The 16,448-nt window shown below is 73.4% G+C and carries 13 protein-coding genes; 8 read left to right on the top strand and 5 right to left on the bottom strand.

Translation table 11 applies throughout. From position 1 onward, the window contains the following. Positions 1-22 precede the first annotated feature (22 nt). The 3 genes from ACGFZF_RS23365 to ACGFZF_RS23355 are packed head-to-tail and all read left to right on the top strand — an operon-like array spanning position 23 to position 2,378. The gene (locus ACGFZF_RS23365; RefSeq protein WP_393556925.1) at positions 23-1,165 is read left to right on the top strand and encodes a lipid-transfer protein; all 1,143 of its coding nucleotides are present in this window, start codon (positions 23-25) and stop codon (positions 1,163-1,165) included. Positions 1,166-1,179: 14 nt separating this feature from the next. Beyond that, positions 1,180-1,611 (top strand): Zn-ribbon domain-containing OB-fold protein, encoded by a 432-nt coding sequence (locus ACGFZF_RS23360; RefSeq protein ID WP_393556923.1) that lies wholly within the window; start codon positions 1,180-1,182, stop codon positions 1,609-1,611. Further along, positions 1,608-2,378: an enoyl-CoA hydratase/isomerase family protein gene (locus ACGFZF_RS23355; protein WP_393556921.1), complete on the top strand. Its 771-nt coding sequence runs from the start codon at positions 1,608-1,610 to the stop codon at positions 2,376-2,378. Before ACGFZF_RS23360 ends, ACGFZF_RS23355 begins: the two co-directional genes overlap by 4 nt. A 70-nt stretch (positions 2,379-2,448) precedes the next feature. Here the strand turns inward: ACGFZF_RS23355 and ACGFZF_RS23350 are convergent, their stop codons facing one another. Beyond that, positions 2,449-3,021, bottom strand: coding sequence for a hypothetical protein (locus ACGFZF_RS23350; RefSeq protein ID WP_393556919.1), 573 nt, complete (start codon positions 3,019-3,021; stop codon positions 2,449-2,451). A gap of 113 nt (positions 3,022-3,134) precedes the next feature. On the opposite strand from ACGFZF_RS23350, the gene ACGFZF_RS23345 reads away from it, so the two are divergent. Continuing rightward, complete coding sequence (locus ACGFZF_RS23345) at positions 3,135-3,782, top strand: hypothetical protein (protein WP_393556917.1); 648 nt, start codon at positions 3,135-3,137, stop codon at positions 3,780-3,782. A gap of 27 nt (positions 3,783-3,809) precedes the next feature. On the opposite strand, the gene ACGFZF_RS23340 is transcribed toward ACGFZF_RS23345, so the two are convergent. Together ACGFZF_RS23340 and ACGFZF_RS23335 are read right to left on the bottom strand one after the other, a co-directional pair. Further along, positions 3,810-6,224 (bottom strand): PQQ-binding-like beta-propeller repeat protein, encoded by a 2,415-nt coding sequence (locus ACGFZF_RS23340; protein ID WP_393556915.1) that lies wholly within the window; start codon positions 6,222-6,224, stop codon positions 3,810-3,812. A gap of 145 nt (positions 6,225-6,369) precedes the next feature. Continuing rightward, complete coding sequence (locus ACGFZF_RS23335) at positions 6,370-7,332, bottom strand: VOC family protein (RefSeq protein WP_393556913.1); 963 nt, start codon at positions 7,330-7,332, stop codon at positions 6,370-6,372. A gap of 419 nt (positions 7,333-7,751) precedes the next feature. Between ACGFZF_RS23335 and ACGFZF_RS23330 the strand changes: the two genes are divergently transcribed. Then, complete coding sequence (locus ACGFZF_RS23330) at positions 7,752-8,399, top strand: TetR family transcriptional regulator (RefSeq protein WP_356602785.1); 648 nt, start codon at positions 7,752-7,754, stop codon at positions 8,397-8,399. A gap of 148 nt (positions 8,400-8,547) precedes the next feature. Here ACGFZF_RS23330 and ACGFZF_RS23325 read toward each other — a convergent pair whose 3' ends face one another. Further along, entirely contained in the window at positions 8,548-9,021 is a 474-nt protein-coding gene (locus tag ACGFZF_RS23325) for a nitroreductase family deazaflavin-dependent oxidoreductase (protein ID WP_393556911.1), read from the bottom strand. Further along, complete coding sequence (locus ACGFZF_RS23320; protein ID WP_393556909.1) at positions 9,021-10,211, bottom strand: acyl-CoA dehydrogenase family protein; 1,191 nt, start codon at positions 10,209-10,211, stop codon at positions 9,021-9,023. The genes ACGFZF_RS23325 and ACGFZF_RS23320 overlap by 1 nt, the downstream gene beginning before the upstream one ends. A gap of 140 nt (positions 10,212-10,351) precedes the next feature. Between ACGFZF_RS23320 and ACGFZF_RS23315 the strand changes: the two genes are divergently transcribed. From ACGFZF_RS23315 to ACGFZF_RS23305, 3 genes are all read left to right on the top strand, one after another. Further along, the gene (locus ACGFZF_RS23315) at positions 10,352-11,539 is read left to right on the top strand and encodes an acetyl-CoA acetyltransferase (RefSeq protein WP_393556907.1); all 1,188 of its coding nucleotides are present in this window, start codon (positions 10,352-10,354) and stop codon (positions 11,537-11,539) included. Positions 11,540-11,647: 108 nt separating this feature from the next. Next, positions 11,648-12,934 (top strand): FAD-dependent monooxygenase, encoded by a 1,287-nt coding sequence (locus tag ACGFZF_RS23310; protein ID WP_393556905.1) that lies wholly within the window; start codon positions 11,648-11,650, stop codon positions 12,932-12,934. Between the two features lie 153 nt (positions 12,935-13,087). Then, positions 13,088-16,447: a hypothetical protein gene (locus ACGFZF_RS23305; protein ID WP_393556903.1), complete on the top strand. Its 3,360-nt coding sequence runs from the start codon at positions 13,088-13,090 to the stop codon at positions 16,445-16,447. Position 16,448: the final 1 nt, after the last annotated feature.

Here is a 16,448-nt window from a genome sequence, read left to right as displayed (position 1 = left end):
GCTCGCGATCGGGGAGGTTGCAGTGCTCAAGGACGCCACGGCCATCGTCGGGATCGGTCAGACACCCTTCGCGAAACGGCTCCCCGAGTCCGAGAAGACCCTCGCCTGCCGGGCGATCCTCGCCGCCCTCGACGACGCCGGGATCGCCCCCTCGGAGGTGGACGCCTTCGCCTCGTACACCATGGAGGAGACCGACGAGGTCGAGGTCGCCAAGGCGATCGGCGCCGGCGACGTCACCTTCTTCTCCAAGATCGGCTTCGGCGGCGGGGGTTCGTGCGCCACCGTCGGCCACCTCGCCGCCGCCGTCGCCACCGGGCAGGCGAGCGTCGGCGTCGCCTGGCGGTCGCGCAAGCGCGGGTCGGGGCCCCGGCCCTGGACCAACACGGCCGTCCAGCTCGCCACTCCCGGCCAGTGGACCCGCCCCTTCGGACTGCTGCGCCCCACCGACGAGATCGGCATGCTCGCCCGCCGCTACATGCACGAGTACGGCGCCACCCGCGACCACCTCTTCAACGTCGCCCTCGCCTGCCGCAACCGGGCGAACCAGAACCCCGCCGCCGTCATGTACGAGCGCCCGCTGACCCGCGAGATGTACATGACCGCGCGCTGGATCAGCGAGCCGCTGTGCCTCTTCGACAACTGCCTGGAGACCGACGGGGCGCTGGCCTGCGTCATCGTCTCCGCCGAGCGGGCCCGCGACTGCCGGCAGCGGCCCGTGTACGTCCACTCCGTCGCCCAGGGACTGCCCGCCCAGCACCACGGGATGGTCAACTACTGGAACGACGACCCGTTGACCGGCCCCGCCTGGACCGCGGCCCGACAGCTGTGGAAACAGGCCGACTTCGGCCCGCAGGACGTCGACGTCGCCCAGATCTACGACGCCTTCACCCCTCTCATCCCGCTCTCCCTGGAGGGCTACGGCTTCTGCGACCGCGGCGAGGGAGCGGCCTTCACCGAGGGCGGCGCCCTGGAGATCGGCGGCCGGCTGCCGCTCAACACCGGCGGCGGCGGCCTCTCCGAGGCGTACGTCCACGGCTTCAACCTGATCAACGAAGGCGTCAAGCAGCTCCGGGGCACCTCCACCGCCCAGGTCCCGGACGCCGCCACCTGCCTGGTCACGGCCGGCGAGGGGGTCCCCACGTCGGCGATCCTGCTTCGATCCTGAGGAGTTGAGACACCATGCTGACACCGGTGGTCGACGAGGACGGCGCCCCCTTCTGGGAGTACGCCGCCCGCGGCGAGCTGCGCGTCCAGGGCTGTGCGGCGCCCGGCTGCGGCGAGCTCCGCTTCCCGCCCCGTCCCTGCTGCCCGCACTGCCAGTCCTTCGAGAGCACCTGGCGCCTGATGTCCGGCCGCGGACGGATCTGGTCGTACGTCCTGCCCCACCCGCCGCTGCTGCCCGACTACGCCGCCCAGGCCCCGTACAACGCCGTGGTCGTCGAACTCGCGGAGGCGCCCCGCATCCGCCTCGTCGGCAACGTCGTCACGGCTCCGGACGCCCCGCTGGACTCGGTCGACCCGGCACGGCTGAGGATCGGTGCGGCCGTGAAGGTGGCGTTCACCGAGGTGGACGGCTTCGCCGTGCCGCGCTGGCTGCTGGAGCGCGGATGAGCATCACCGTCGCACGCGACAAGGAGACCGGGGTCGCGGTCGTCACCCTGGACCGGCCCGAGAAGCACAACGCCCTCACTCTGGACATGGCCCGCGATCTCGCGGCCGTCTGGCGGGAGTTCCGCTACGACGACGAGGTGCGGGCGGCCGTCGTCACCGGTGCCGGCGAGCGGGCCTTCTGCACCGGGATCGACCGCGCCGCCGAGGTCCCGCAGCCCTCCTCGCCGTACACGATCGACGATCCGCTGATCTCGGTCGGGCCGAAGGCGAACGATCTCTGGAAGCCGGTCGTGGCGGCCGTGGAGGGGATGGCCTGCGGCGGAGCCTTCTACCTCCTCGGGGAGGCCGAGTTCCTCGTCGCCGGCGAGGGGGCGACCTTCTTCGACCCCCACACCACCTACGGCATGGTCAGCGCCTTCGAGACCGTCCACATGGCGCAGCGGATGCCGTTCGGCGAGGTCGCGCGGATGGCGCTGACGGGGACGGCCGAACGGATCTCGGCCCGCCGGGCCTACGAGACGGGCCTGGTCTCCGAGCTGACGGCGACCGGTGGGGCGCTGGAGGCCGCCCGGCGGGTCGCGGCCGTGATCGCCTCCCACCCGACCGAGGCGGTGCAGGGCACGGTCCGGGCCCTGTGGTCGGTGAAGGAGGCGGCCCGCGCCCAGGCGCTCGCCCACGCACCCCATCTGGTCGCGCTCGGGAACCTGCCGGCGGAGCGGCAGGCCGAGCTGTTCACCCGGCGCGGCGGCGGCCACCACCTGCGCTAGGGCCTGTCTTCACAGTCCCTCCGGGCGAGCGCGCGGGCCCGCCGGGACCGGCCCGGCGGGCACGTCGCCCCTACTGCTCGCGCACGTCGTGGACCCGGCAGTCGCGCACCCGGTCGACGGTCCTCGGGTTCTTCATCGTGACCTCGACGTCCTTGGTCTCCCCGGCCTCGACGGTGATCCGCTGTACGGCGGAGTCCACCCGCGAGCCTCCGGCGTCCTTGAACTCCAGGGTGACCTGGAAGGTCTCCGTGAGCGTCTCGCGGGAGGTGATCCGCAGGGTGGCGGTGGTGTCCGCCTTGCGGGCGGGCCTCCCCTTGCGCTTCTTCCGGGCCGGGTCGACGCAGTCGACGACCACGACGTCCACGAGCGACGTCGGGGACGTGGTGACGCTCGGGGTGGCGGTGGTGCCGCCGGAGCCCGAGCCGTCGTACGTCTCGTCGTCGCCGCTGTGGGAGTAGTCGTCGTTCTTCTTCTTGGAGCTGGAGCAGCCGCCGCCGGAGCCGCTCGACTTGCTCTTGCCGCTCCTGCTCTTGCCGCCGCTGCCGCCGTGGCTGCTCGTCTGGAACCCGGTGAGCGCGAGCATCACCACCGTGAGCGTCGCAGCGAGCCGAAGTCCTCGCCCGCGTGCCGTCCCCGTCGCCATTACCGCCACCTTGCTGCTGCCTGTCGTGTCCGCGCCACCCTAGCGCCGCCTGGCAGGCCCCTCGCACCGGGCGTAGCGTCGGGAGCGAGAGCCGGACCCGAGGAGGCCGATCGATGGTGCGTAACGTCATCGGCTCGGTCCTGGCCCTCGCCGGAGCGACGGCCGCCGTCTGGAGCCCCTTCCGTGCCTGGTACGACGGCCGTCACGGCAGCGACTACCGCATCGAGGACCTCTTCGGCGGCATCACCGACGCCGGGGCGGAGGCGATCGGGTCGATCCTGCTGCCGTTCGCCTTCGCGGCCCTGGTCACCCTGATCGGCGTGGTGCTCCGCTCCCGCCTGCTGGTCGCCCTCGCCGGACTCGTCGTGCTCGGCTTCACCGTCCTGTGGATGGTCCGGGTCGGCCAGGCGGAGGGCAGTCTCACGGTCGGGGGCGAGGGCACGGGGCTCGGCGACGGCGTCGCGAACGCCGTCGGCGGCGGGCTGCTCCTGCTCCTGGGCGCCCTGGTCATGTCCGGCCGCGGCCGGAGCCGTGATACCCGGCTGGACGGCGGGTACGCCCCGGCGCCCACGCACCCGACCCTTGACGGCACGGGCCCCCCGGCGCCCTACCCGGGCCCCCCGTCGGCCGCCGCTCCCACCCGGACGATGGAGCAGCCGCGGTGGGACCGTCAGGACCCCGACCTGCAGCAGTGGGACGCGCCGGACCCCCACCAGGAGCCCGACGGGCCGTACGGGCCGCCGCGCGGGCCGCAGCCCTGACCGACGGGAGGCGCCGGACGGACGGGTCTACGCCCGGGCCGCGCCCCGCCCCGTCGCCGTTCCCTTCACCGCGTCCAGCGCGTACACGCACCGGTCCTTGCTGCACGCGTACACGACACCGCCGCGGGCCACCGGCGAACCGGTGATCTCGCCGCCGGTCGCGAGCTTCCAGCGCAGCTGGCCCCCCGTGGCGTCCAGCGTGTACAGCACGTGGTCGGCCGAGCCGAAGTGCACGCGGCCGTCGGCCACGACCGGGGTGCCGATCAGCTCACCGCCGGCCGCGAACCGCCACTTCGGGGTGCCGGTGACCGCGTCCAGCGTGTAGAGCGCGCTGCCGCTGCCCACGTGCACGTTGCCGTCGACGACCAGCACCGGCTCGGACGACTGGCGGGACTCGGTGGCGATCCGCCAGCGGTCCTGCCCGGTGGTCGCGTCCAGCGCGTACACCGTGCCGAGGTAGTCGGCGAGGTAGACCCCGCCACCGGTGACGGCCGGGCCGGGCGCGAAGGCCGGCGGCGAGAGGAAGACCGCGGGCGCCTCGAAGTGCCAGCGCACGTGGCCGCCCGCGATGTCGATCGACAGCACCCGGGTGCCGGCGGACACGTACACGCAGCCGTCCTCGGCCGGCGCGACCCGGACCGGGACGTTGCCGCAGGAGGCCGCGTCGCCGATCGGGTACGACCAGCGTTCGGCGCCCGTGCGCGCGTCCATCGCCCGCAGCCGGGCGTCACGCCACACGTACACCGTGTCGCCGTGGACGGCCGGACCGGCCTCCGGCGTCTCGAAGTCGCTCTGCGCGCCGGTGATCTCCCACAGCTTGGCGCCGTTGGACGCCTCCCAGGCCTGGACCCCGCCGCCACGGGTGCCCGTGACGACCGTGCCCCGGTCGACCTTGAGGGAGTACACCCAGGCGTCGGTCTGCAGCCGCCAGCGCTCGGAGCCGTCGGTGGCGTCGAGCGCGTACAGCGTGGGCCCGTCGGAGGCGTGGATACGGCCCTGGGACACCGCCATGGACCAGGCCACGTCCCGGGTCTTGAACTGGCGCCGCCCGCTCGCCGTGTCCAGCGCGTGCACCTCGAAGGAGGTCACGTAGAGCAGGTCGCCGTCGACGACCGGGGTCCCCCAGACGTCGTTCGACATCCGGAAGCGCCACGGCCGCCAGTGGCCCGGATCGGCCCCGGGCTGCGCGGTCTGGGAGGCGCCGTCCGGAGACGGGGACGGCGCCGGGAGCGGGCGGGAGCCGGGCGGCGGGCCGGGCTCGGTGCCGTTCACCCCGCCGGGCGGACGGATCCAGCCGGTGGCCGGACCCGCGTCGGCGCCCAGGCCGAAGGTGGCCCGGGTGTCGGCGACCCGGGGGCCGGGGCCGATGGGGACCGTGGCGCCGGCCAGCCGTACCGGCCCGCCGGCTTCCGCGGGCCCGGCGTGCCGGCCGCCGCCCACCGGGGCGGGGCCTCCGCCGCGCGGGTCGCCGGCCCACTCCGGCGCCGGCCGGGGCGGGCGCGGCGGCGCGGGCGGCGCCGGCGGCCTGGAGACGGGCGCCTGAGTGGGCCGCCCGCCGCGGCGGTGCTCGATCATCTCGGTGGCGCTCTGCGGCAGCCAGGCCGAGGCCGTGCCGCTGTCGTCGCTGCCCGAGCCGAACAGGTGCGGTGCGAGCTGCGCCTGCAGGTCGGCCGGGGACGGGCGCCGCGAGACGTCCATCTGCATGCAGGACTCGATGAGCGGCCGGAGCTCGTCCGGCAGGCCCTCCAGGTCGGGCCCCTCGCGGAGCAGCATGAAGACGGTCTCGACCGGGTTGGCGCCGTGGAAGGGCGCATGGCCGGTGGCGGCGAAGACCAGCATCGAGCCGAGCGAGAAGACGTCGCTGGCGCCGGTGACGCTCCGCGAGTCGCGCGCCTGCTCGGGCGACATGTACGCGGGCGTGCCGACGGCGACGTTCGTCATGGTCAGGCGTGTGTTGGAGACGCCGGACGCGATGCCGAAGTCGATCACCCGCGGCCCGTCCTCGACGACGAGGACGTTCGAGGGCTTGAGGTCGCGGTGGACCAGGCCCGCGCCGTGGATGGACTGGAGGGCTTCCGCGACACCGGCCGCCAGCCAGCGCACCGCCTGGGCCGGCAGCGGCCCGCACTCGTTCACTATTTCTTCGAGGGAGGGCGCCGGGACGTACGCGGTGGCCAGCCAGGGCACGGCCGCCCGCGGATCGGCGTCCACGACGGCCGCGGTGTAGAAGCCGGAGACGGCCCGCGCGGCCTCGACCTCACGGGTGAAGCGGACACGGAACAGCTGGTCCTCGGCGAGCTCGGTCCGCACGGTCTTGATCGCCACACGCCGCCCGGACGCCGAGCGGGCGAGGTACACGAGCCCCATGCCACCTGCACCGAGCCGGCCCAGCACCTCGAAGGGCCCGATCCGTCTCGGGTCGTGCTGCGTCAGCTGCTCCACTTGCCTGCCACCTCCCCGTACGGGCCATGAGAATACGGCCCCGTGGCCCTGATTCTTCCTTTCCGAGGCGGTGGTTGCGAACCCGGGGGCGGATCGGGGTGTCCTACCGCATATCGCCGGGCGGGGAGACGGGTGCGGCGGCGGGTCAGGAGCCGGGCGCCGAGCCGGACGGGGAGGACGTGCCGGAGCCCGGTCCGGAGGCGGCACCGTGGTCGGCGGTGGCCTCGCCGCGGCCCTCGGGGTCGTCCCCGGCGGCCTGACCGGCGGGGCTCGCGGAGGCGCCGGGCGCGGCGGCGGACCCGCTCTTCTCCGCGGATTCGGCCGACGGCGCCTCGGCCGGTTCGGCCAGGACCGCGAAGCGGGCGCCCTGGTCGTCGTGCAGGACGGCGATCCGCCCGTGCGGGGTGTCGAAGGGCGGGTTGGCCACGCGGCCGCCCAGGCGGACGGCCGTGGCGCAGGTCTCGTCGCAGTCGCGGACGGCGAAGTAGACGAGGATGTGCCCCGGCATCGCGGCCGGGAAGGCCTCGGTCAGCACGGCCCGGCCGCCGAAGGCGGTGTCGTCGCCGGTACGGGAGCCGGGCGGCGACCAGACGCGGTAGTCGAATCCGCTGTCCCTGCCCTCCTCGTCCGCCTCTACCTGGCGGCCCAGGTAGCCGAAGACGGAGGCGTAGAAGGTGTCGACCGCGTCCCGCTCCCGCGTGTAGACCTCCATCCAGCAGAAGGAACCGGGTCGCATGGTCTTCTCGAAGCCCTCGTCGTCCCCCGCCTGGCGCAGTCCGAACACGGCGCCGCCCGGATCGGCGGCGAGCGCCAGGACCCCGAAGGGGCCGACCGGATAGGGCTCCATGATCATCTGCCCGCCGGCGGCCTTGATCCGGGCGGCCAGGGTCCCGGCGTCCCGGGTGGCGAGGTAGACGGTCCAGGTGGTCGGCATCCGGCCGTCCCGCTTGGGCATCAGCCCGGCCACCCGCAGACCGTCGCTCAGTGCCTCGTCGCGGTCGGCGTCGAAGGTCCAGCCGAAGAGCCCGCCGTAGAACCGCTTGCCCGCCTCGAGGTCGGGAAGCTGCGCGTCCACCCAGCACGGGGTGCCCTCTGTGAATACGGCCATGCTTCCACGCTAGGTCCGGGGCACGGTCGCCGCACACCCCTAAAATCGAACATATACGCAGATAGGGGGCCGCCGGCCCGCGTTTTCATGGGTTGTCCACCGAAGTTGTCCACAGGCTGTTAATAAGCCTATTCGGGTGTGGACGAGTGGGGCGAAGCCCCGCCGGGCGCCGGACAACCCCCGTTCCGGGCGGTCGCCGCACCCTCGGAAAGGGCCACCGCCCGGCCCCGAAAGAGCCTTCACGCCCGCCCGGAAGGGCCTCCGCGCCGATCCGGACGTGCCCCCGGACCTGCTCCGACGCGCCCCTGAGACCCGTACGGCGCTCCCGTCGGCGCCGTTCCGGCGGGCTCTCCACCGGCCCGCACCCCATTTGCAGTCGGTCGAATCGCGCGCCGATCACCCCTCGGTAAGCTGACGGCATGACAGGACAAGTACGCACCGTCGACGGCCGCGTGGCCGGACGACGCGGCCAGGCGACGCGGCAGAAGCTGCTCGACTGCCTCAGCGAGATGCTCAGCTCCTCGCCGTACCGGGACGTCAAGGTCATCGACGTGGCCCGGAAGGCGGGCACTTCACCCGCGACGTTCTACCAGTACTTCCCCGACGTCGAGGGCGCCGTCCTCGAGATCGCGGAGGAAATGGCGAAGGAGGGAGCGGGATTGACCGAACTGGTCTCCGGCCGCTCCTGGGTCGGCAAGGCCGGCTGGCAGACCTCGGAGGAACTCGTCGAGGGCTTCCTGGATTTCTGGCGCAAGCACGACGCCATCCTCCGCGTGGTGGACCTGGGAGCCGCGGAGGGCGACAAGCGGTTCTACAAGATCCGCATGAAGATCCTGAACTCCGTCACCAACTCCCTTACGGAATCGGTGAAGGAACTCCAGGCCAAGGGCAAGGTCGACAAGGACGTCAGCCCCGCGGCCATGGCCGGCTCCCTGGTGGCGATGCTGGCCTCGGTCGCCGGCCACCAGAAGGGCTTCCAGACCTGGGGCGTGAAGCAGGCCGAACTGAAGCCGAACCTGGCGCTGTTGGTCCACCTGGGCATCACGGGCAAGAAGCCGACGAAGTAGCCCGCGCCGCCTCCCCCTCATCCGTCCTGTCGCGCCGGCGGCGGTCCCGTCCGAGAGACCGCCGCCGGCGTTCGCGTGTCCGGCCTTCCGCGGGGACGCCTCCGAGCGTCCCCGCAGCAGGCTCCGGGACGCCCGACCGTCGGCCCGGTCAGCGCCGGGTCAGCCGGAAGAGCCGGATCTCCCGCTCCACCCGCGCCTGGTAGGTGGCGTACGGCGGCCAGAACTCCAGCGCCGCCCGCCAGGCCGCGGCCCGCTCCTCCCCCGTCAGCGGCTCCGCCCGCACGGGGATCGTCTCCCCGCGCCAACTCACTTCCGCGTCCGGGTGCTTGAGCAGGTTCCCGGTCCAGGCCGGATGGCCCTCCCGGCCGAAGTTGGACCCGATCAGGAGCCAGCTCCCGGCCGGCTCCGGCATGCAGGCCAGCGGCGTCACCCGGGGAAGTCCCGACCGCGCCCCCCGTACGGTGAGGATCACGCCCGGCAGCATCCGGGCGCTCGGCAGCACCTTCCCCCTGGTCAGCCGATGGACCGCCCGGTCCATCGCCGGGATGACGTGCGGGGCGACCTTGGCGAAGACCCGGGTGGACGACACCTTCTGGATCAGACGTACGCCGACTGCGGCCATCAGGCGGCCACCTCTCCGGCGCGGTCCCCGAAGAGCCCCGTCGCCTCGGCGGCGCGGGCCCGCAGCCGGTGCACGGGACCGAAGAGCAGTTCGTCGGCCGCCGCCCGTTTGAAGTACAGGTGCGCCTCGTGTTCCCAGGTGAAGCCGATGCCGCCGTGCAGCTGGATGGTCTCCCCGGACACCGCGCGCAGCGCCTCCAGCGCCGCCGCGAGCGCCAGCGCGCCCGTCCCGGGCTCCCGTGCCGCGCAGTAGGCCAGCGACCGCGCCGACTCCAGCTGGACGTACAGGTCCGCGAGCCGGTGCTTGACCGCCTGGAAGGAGCCGACGGGGCGGCCGAACTGCTCACGCGTCCCGACGTACTCGACCGTACGGTCCAGGGCCGCCTGGGCGGCGCCGACGGCCTCGGCCGCGAGGGCCACGGCGGCCGTGCGCCCGACGGCGGCGAGCGCCCCGGGCACGCCCGGCTCGGCCGCCGGGTCGCTGCCGAGCAACTCGGCTTCCACGTCACGCAGTTGCACGAGCGCCTGGGAGCGGGTCGCGTCGAGCGAGGGCTGTCGCGTCCGGACGAGCCCGGCCGCGTCCCCCGGCACCAGGAACAGCAGGGTCCGGCTCCGCACGAAGCCGCCCGTGTGCGCGGCGACCAGGAGCAGGCCGGCGCTGTGCCCGTCGAGGACCTGCACCGCCTCCCCGTACAGCCGCCACCCCTCGGCCACGCTCCGCGCCTGCACGCCGCCGGACCGGCCTCCGCCGGCCCAGGAACCGTCGGCGTTGTCCCCGGTGAGCCCGAGGGCCGACGCGAGGGAGCCGCCCGGCACCGCGAGGGCGCAGGTCAGCGAGCCGTCGGCGACGCGGGGCAGCAGTTCGGCGCGCTGCGGTGCGCTGCCGAGGGCGGTGATCAGCGGTGCCGAGAGCACGGCGGTGGCCAGGAGTGGCGAGGGCGCGAGGGCCCGGCCGGTCTCCTCGCAGGCGAGGGCCAGTTCGGCGGGGCCGCAGCCGACGCCGCCGTACTCCTCGGACAGGGCGAGACCGGGCAGCCCGAGGTCGCCGGACATCCGGTTCCACAGATCGGTGTCGTACCCCTCGGGGGTCGCGACGGCGGCGCGGACCTCGGCGGGTCCGGAGCGTTTGGCGAGCAGTTCCCGCAGGGTGCGGCGGATCTCGTCCTGCTCCGCGGTGAAGGCGGCGTCCATGGAGCTCCCCTCGGTATCTGACGGCCCGTCATGCTAGGGGGAGCCGGACCAGAAGCACAGAGCCGGAGCGGGCGCATCTCGACCGCCCTCCCCCGTCGGCGGCCTGCCCGCCCACCATTATCTGATGTACCGTCAGATTCATGCCCACCACTTCACGGAACCGCGGCGGACGCCGCGTCGCCGTCGTCGGCGCCGCGCTCTCCGACAGTGGCCGCGTCGACGAGGCCACCCCCTACGCCCTGCACGCCCAGGCCGCCCGCCGCGCCCTCGCCGACAGCGGCCTCGACCGCTCGGCGATCGACGGACTGGCCTCGGCGGGGCTCGGCACGCTCGCCCCGGTCGAGGTCGCCGAGTACCTCGGCCTCCGCCCGCGCTGGGTGGACTCGACCGCCGTCGGCGGCGCCACCTGGGAGGTGATGGCCGCCCACGCGGCCGACGCCATCGCCGCGGGCCACGCCGACGTGGTCCTGCTGGTCTACGGCTCCACCGCCCGCGCGGACATCAAGGCGCGACGCCGGACCTCGAACCTCTCCTTCGGCGCGCGCGGCCCGCTCCAGTTCGAGGCGCCCTACGGCCACACCCTCGTCGCCAAGTACGCGATGGCCGCCCGCCGCCACATGCACGAGTACGGCACGACGCTGGAGCAGCTCGCCGAGGTCGCCGTCCAGGCGCGGGCGAACGCGGCCCACAACCCCGAGGCGATGTTCCGCGAGCCGATCACCGTGGACGAGGTGCTGGCCGGCCCGATGATCGCCGACCCGTTCACCAAGCTGCACTGCTGCATCCGCAGCGACGGCGGCTGCGCGGTGCTCCTCGCCGCCGAGGACCGCGTGCCGGACACGGCGAAGGCCCCCGTCTGGATCCTCGGCACGGGCGAGCACGTCTCGCACACCACGATGTCGGAGTGGGAGGACTTCACCGTCTCCCCGGCTGCGGTCAGCGGCCGGCTCGCCTTCGAGCGGGCGGGCGTGCGGCCGGAGGACATCGAACTCGCCCAGATCTACGACGCGTTCACCTACATGACGCTGGTGAAGCTGGAGGACCTGGGCTTCTGCGCGAAGGGCGAGGGCGGGGCGTTCGTCGAGAAGGGCCGGCTGACGGTCGGCGGGGGCGGGCTCCCGGTGAACACGGACGGGGGCGGGCTCTCGGCCTGCCACCCCGGGATGCGGGGGCTCTTCCTGCTGGTGGAGGCGGTCCGGCAGCTGCGCGGAGAGGCGACGGGAGCCCAGGTCCGGCGGCCGGACGGGAGCCTGCCGGAACTGGCGGTGGCCTCGGGGACGGGGGGCTGGTTCTGCTCCTCCGGGACGGTGGTGCTCGGTCGCGGCTGAGCCGCGCCCAGGATCTATACATCCGTCATAGACAGGCGTGTAGGACATCCGTATAGTCATCGGTGCGGGGCCGGAACGGCTCCGCACCACCCGACAAGGAGTCCTGCCATGACCGGTACCGCCCGCACCGCGCACGACGAGACCCCCAGGGCCGCCCGGACCGTGCTGATCTCCGGCGCCTCCGTCGCGGGCCCGGCCCTCGCGCTCCTGCTGCACCGCTACGGCTTCGCGGTCACCGTCGTCGAGCGGGCGCCCGAGCTGCGGGCCGGCGGCTACAAGGTGGACATCCGCGGCACGGCCGTCGAGGTCTGCCGCCGGATGGGGGTCTGGGACGAGATCGTCGCCGCCTCCACCGACATGGACGGCGGTTCCTACGTCGACGACGAGGGCCGCACGGTCGGCGAGCTGCCCGCCGAGATCTTCGGCGGCCGGGCCGGGCAGGACGACGAGATCATGCGCGGCGACCTCGCCCGGATCCTGTACGAGCGGACCCGCGACGACGTCGAGTACCTCTTCGGCGACTCGATCGCCGCGCTCCACGACCTGGGCGACGAGGGCGACGGTGTGGACGTCGACTTCGAGAGCGGGGCGCGCCGCCGCTTCGATCTCGTGGTCGGCGCGGACGGCCTGCACTCGAACACCCGCAGGCTGGTCTTCGGCGAGGAGCGGCGCTTCAAGCGCCACCTGGGCGCCTACATCTCCATCTTCACCGCCCCCAACCGCCTGGGCCTCACCCGCTGGGAGACCTACCACGCCCGCCCGCACAAGCTGGTCTCCGTCTACAGCGCGGCCGGCGAGAGCGCCCGCACGGCGAAGAACTGCTTCGTCTTCGCCTCGCCCGCGGAGCTGAGCTACGACCACCGCGACAGCGCGGCGCAGAAGCGCCTGCTGGCCGAGGCGTTCGCGGGCGACGGCTGGGAGATCCCCGCCCTGATCGAGGACTCCGCGCACGCCGAGGACTTCTACTTCGACTCGATCGCCCTGATCGAGATGGACCGCTGGTCGAGCGGCCGGGTCGTCCTTCTCGGCGACGCGGCCCACTGCACCTCCCCCGCCTCCGGCCAGGGCACCGGCCTCGCCCTGACGGGCGCGTACGTCCTGGCGGGCGAGCTGGCGGCGGCGCGGGGCGACCACCGGGTGGCGTTCGCCGCGTACGAGCGCGAGATGCGCCCGGGCGTGGAGCTCAACCAGCGGTTCGCGGAGAAGTTCGCCAAGGAGATGACGGTCTCGTCCCGCCGGAAGATCGCGCTGCGGATGTTCATGGTGCGCCTGCTGCCGAAGACCCCCTGGAAGAACCTCATCGCGAAGAAGATCCGCGAGGAGGTCCAGCGGGTGGCGCACGCGGTGCCGGTGAAGGACTACGGGCAGAGCCGAGTCGACGCCCCCTCGCTTTGAACCAGTTCGAAACCCCTGTGTGGTGCGCGTGGGGCCACTGTTACGATCGCGCTCTCGGGTGGAGCGTGCCGCAGGGGGACAGGCCGGATCAGACGGCCTCGCCGGCCTCCGCCCGCAGCCTGAGCATGCTTTTCCGGAGGGGGAACCACCACCGTGCAGCGTCACGAGCGCGTCCACACGCGCAGAACACTCGCCATCGCCATCGCGACCGCCGTCACCGCCGGCCTGTGCGTCGCCACCATCGGCCCGGCCGCCGCCGACACCCCGACCGTGGACGAGACGGTGATCCCGGGGCCGGCCCGCTACGCGCCCCGCGACGAGAACCTGTACCAGGCGAGCGCCACCGGCTACGCCCACAAGCCGGAGGGCGGCGGCATCGTCTGGACCGACTTCGCGACCGGGACGGACACGCCGATCGACGCCGACGGGGCCAACGGCCACTCGGGCCTGTCGGCCGCGCTGACCAAGGGAGTGGCGGGCGAACCGAACACCGTCACCGTCTCCGACCTGGCGAGCGGATCGCGGAAGGCGATCACCATCCCGGCCGGGCAGATCTGGAGCCGGGCGTTCAACGCCGACACGGCGACCACGTACACCGAGGGCGCGGACGGCGCGGTGGCCTCCCTGAGCCTGTGGCAGGCGACCGCCGAGGGCACCACGGTGGAGCGACCCGTCGCGGACCTGCCCGCGATCACCGACCCCCGGGTCGTCGAGCAGGACTCCCGGGGCGCGCTCCTCGACGTCGGGGTGCCCGGGACCAACCAGTCCCGCCACTACCTGCTCGACTACGCCACCGCCACCCTCAAGCCGCTGCCGACCGCTTTCAGGACCGGGCTCTCCTACGTCCTGGGAGAGCGTCACATCGTGGCGCACGCGTCCTACGCGGACCAGCTGATCTCGGTGCCGCGTGCCGACCCCACGGCAGCCGCGGTCACCACCCCGCTGCCCCTGGCCACGGGCTCGGAGGGCCCCGGCGAGTTCTTCTCGGTCGTCGGCGACCGCCTGCTCTTCCAGCGCTCCCTCACCTACCCCGAGAACGGCTTCGAGCGGGGCAACACCCTGCGGTCGATCCCGGTCGGCGGCGGCACGGTCACCGATGTCCTCTACCGCGCGGACGAGAGCGGTTTCGCGATCGCGCCCGACGGCAGCGTCCTGGCGGCCGGCGGCACCCGCTCCTCCGACTGGGCCCTGCACCGCATCACCGTCGGCGACGACGGCGCGGCGAAGACGACCCTCGTCCGCAAGCTTCCGGCCGTCCCGGCGACGATGCGCGGCCTGGCCCTCGGCGGCGGACGCGTGACCTACCTCGCCGACACCGAGGCGCACGGCATGAGCGGTCTGTACGACCTGGACACCAAGGGCGTCACGCCGCCCGCCCCGAAGCTGCGGATGAAGACGTTCAACGCGGAGCAGGGCGTCGCTTCGCTCGGCGACGGCCAGTCGGTCTACTCGGAGGGCCAACAGCTCCGCTCGCCGATCACCACCGACTCGCTGCGCGGCGCCCAGCTGCCCACGACCGCCCGGGTCGTGGACGGCGCCGGCCGGTACGCGCTCGCCGAGAGCGGCACCACGAAGTACGTCGCCGACCTGGAGAACCCCAACGTCAACCTGCCGGACGTGCCGCTCACCACGGACTCCGCCGCGGCACTGTGGGACACCAAGGTCTGGAGGCCCACCGCCACCACGGGCCAGGTCAACTCCTACGACCTGAGGACGAAGGTCACCTCGGCAGCGCTCGACATCAAGTCGGGCTGCAAGCCCACCGAGCTCCAGGCCGTCGGCCGCTGGCTCTACTGGGCCTGCGGCGCCGACAAGGCCGGCGTGTGGGACCACCAGCTGAAGAAGAGCGTGGCCGTGCCCACCGGCGAGGCCCTGCTCGGCGACGGCTACGTCGTCCGCCACGAGGGCGACAAGCTCCGGCTCACCGACGCCGTCACCGGCGACACCACCGACTTCGCCGACCTTCCGGCCTCCGCCTCCGGGTCGGGCCGCCGCGAGACGTGGACGGTCGACAAGTTCGGCGGCGGCGTGGCCTACCTCGACGCCGCGAAGGACATCCGGGTCCGGCAGGTCCCGGTCGCCGCGCAGCCGATGGCCCCGCTGAGCTCCGCCGTGCCGGCGGAGCTGTCCTTCGGCAACCTCATCGGCCTCGAACCGGAGACCGACTGGGAGCCCGTGTGGCGCTTCTCCCGCAAGGTCGGCCCCTGGCGCCTCACCGTCAAGGACCGCAACGGCGTGGTCGTCCGCACCACGGGCGGCGACCGCGGCCAGGCAGCCGCCGTACGGGCGACCTGGAACGGCCAGGACACCCAGGGCCGCGCCGTGCTCGACGGCGACTACACCTGGTCGCTGGAGGTCCTCCCGCTGGGCGGGACCGCGCCCGCCGACCAGAAGACGCTGACCGGCACCGTGCGGGTCTCGGGCAGCTCGGCCACCACGGTCCCGGGCACGTACGTCCCCCTGACACCGACCCGGATCATGGACACCCGCACCGGCCTCGGCGCCCCGCAGGGCAAGCTCAACGCCGAGGGCGTGACCCGGGTGAAGGTGACGGGCACGGCCGGCGTCCCGGCGACGACCGTCACGGCCGTCGTCCTGAACGTCACCGCGACCAACGCCACGGCGAGCAGCTTCGTCTCCGTGTACCCGAACACCATGCCGCGCACCGCGGCCTCGAACCTCAACTTCCCGGCCGGCCGGACCACCGCGAACCTGGTGACGGTCCCGGTCGTCAACGGCTACGTCGAGTTCTACAACAAGAACGGCGACGTCGACCTGCTGGCGGACGTCGCCGGCTACTACACCGAGCGCTGGGGCGGCGGGCTGTACCAGCCGGTGACGCCGAAGCGCCTGATGGACACCCGGGACGGCACCGGCGTCCCGAAGGCCAAGGTCGGCGCGGGCGGCACGGTCACCCTGCCGGTCACCGAGCCGGGCGTGGAGGCCGTCGTCCTCAACGTCACCGCCACCGCCCCGACGGCGACCAGCTTCGTGTCGGTCTACCCGTACGGCACCACGCGCGGCGCGTCGAACCTCAACTTCACCGCCGGCCGCACCGTCCCCAACCTCGTCGTCGTCCCGGTCAAGGACGGCAAGGTCACCTTCTACAACCACGCCGGCACCGTCGACCTGATCGCCGACGTCGCCGGCTACTACAAGGCCGCCGGCGGCTCCCGCCTGACCGGCATGCAGCCCAAGCGGCTCATGGACACGCGCTACGGCACGGGCGTCCCCGCGGGGAAGGTGGGCGCGGGCAAGACCGTGACGCTGGAGGTCGGCACGAAGTACACGGCCGTCGTCATGAACGTCACGGCGACCGGCCCGACGGCGACCAGCTTCGTCTCGGTCTACCCGTACGGCACCACGCGCGGCGCGTCGAACCTCAACTTCACCGCCGGCCAGACCGTCCCCAACCTCGTCGTCGTCCCGGTCAAGGACGGCAAGGTCACCTTCTACAACCACGCCGGCACCGTCGACCTGATCGCCGACGTCGCCGGGTACTTCACCGGCTGAA

Source organism: Streptomyces sp. NPDC048338, from assembly GCF_043201055.1.
GTDB lineage: Bacteria > Actinomycetota > Actinomycetes > Streptomycetales > Streptomycetaceae > Streptomyces.
The sequence above is the reverse complement of the archived record's forward strand: the minus strand, read 5'-3'. Positions and strand labels throughout refer to the sequence as shown.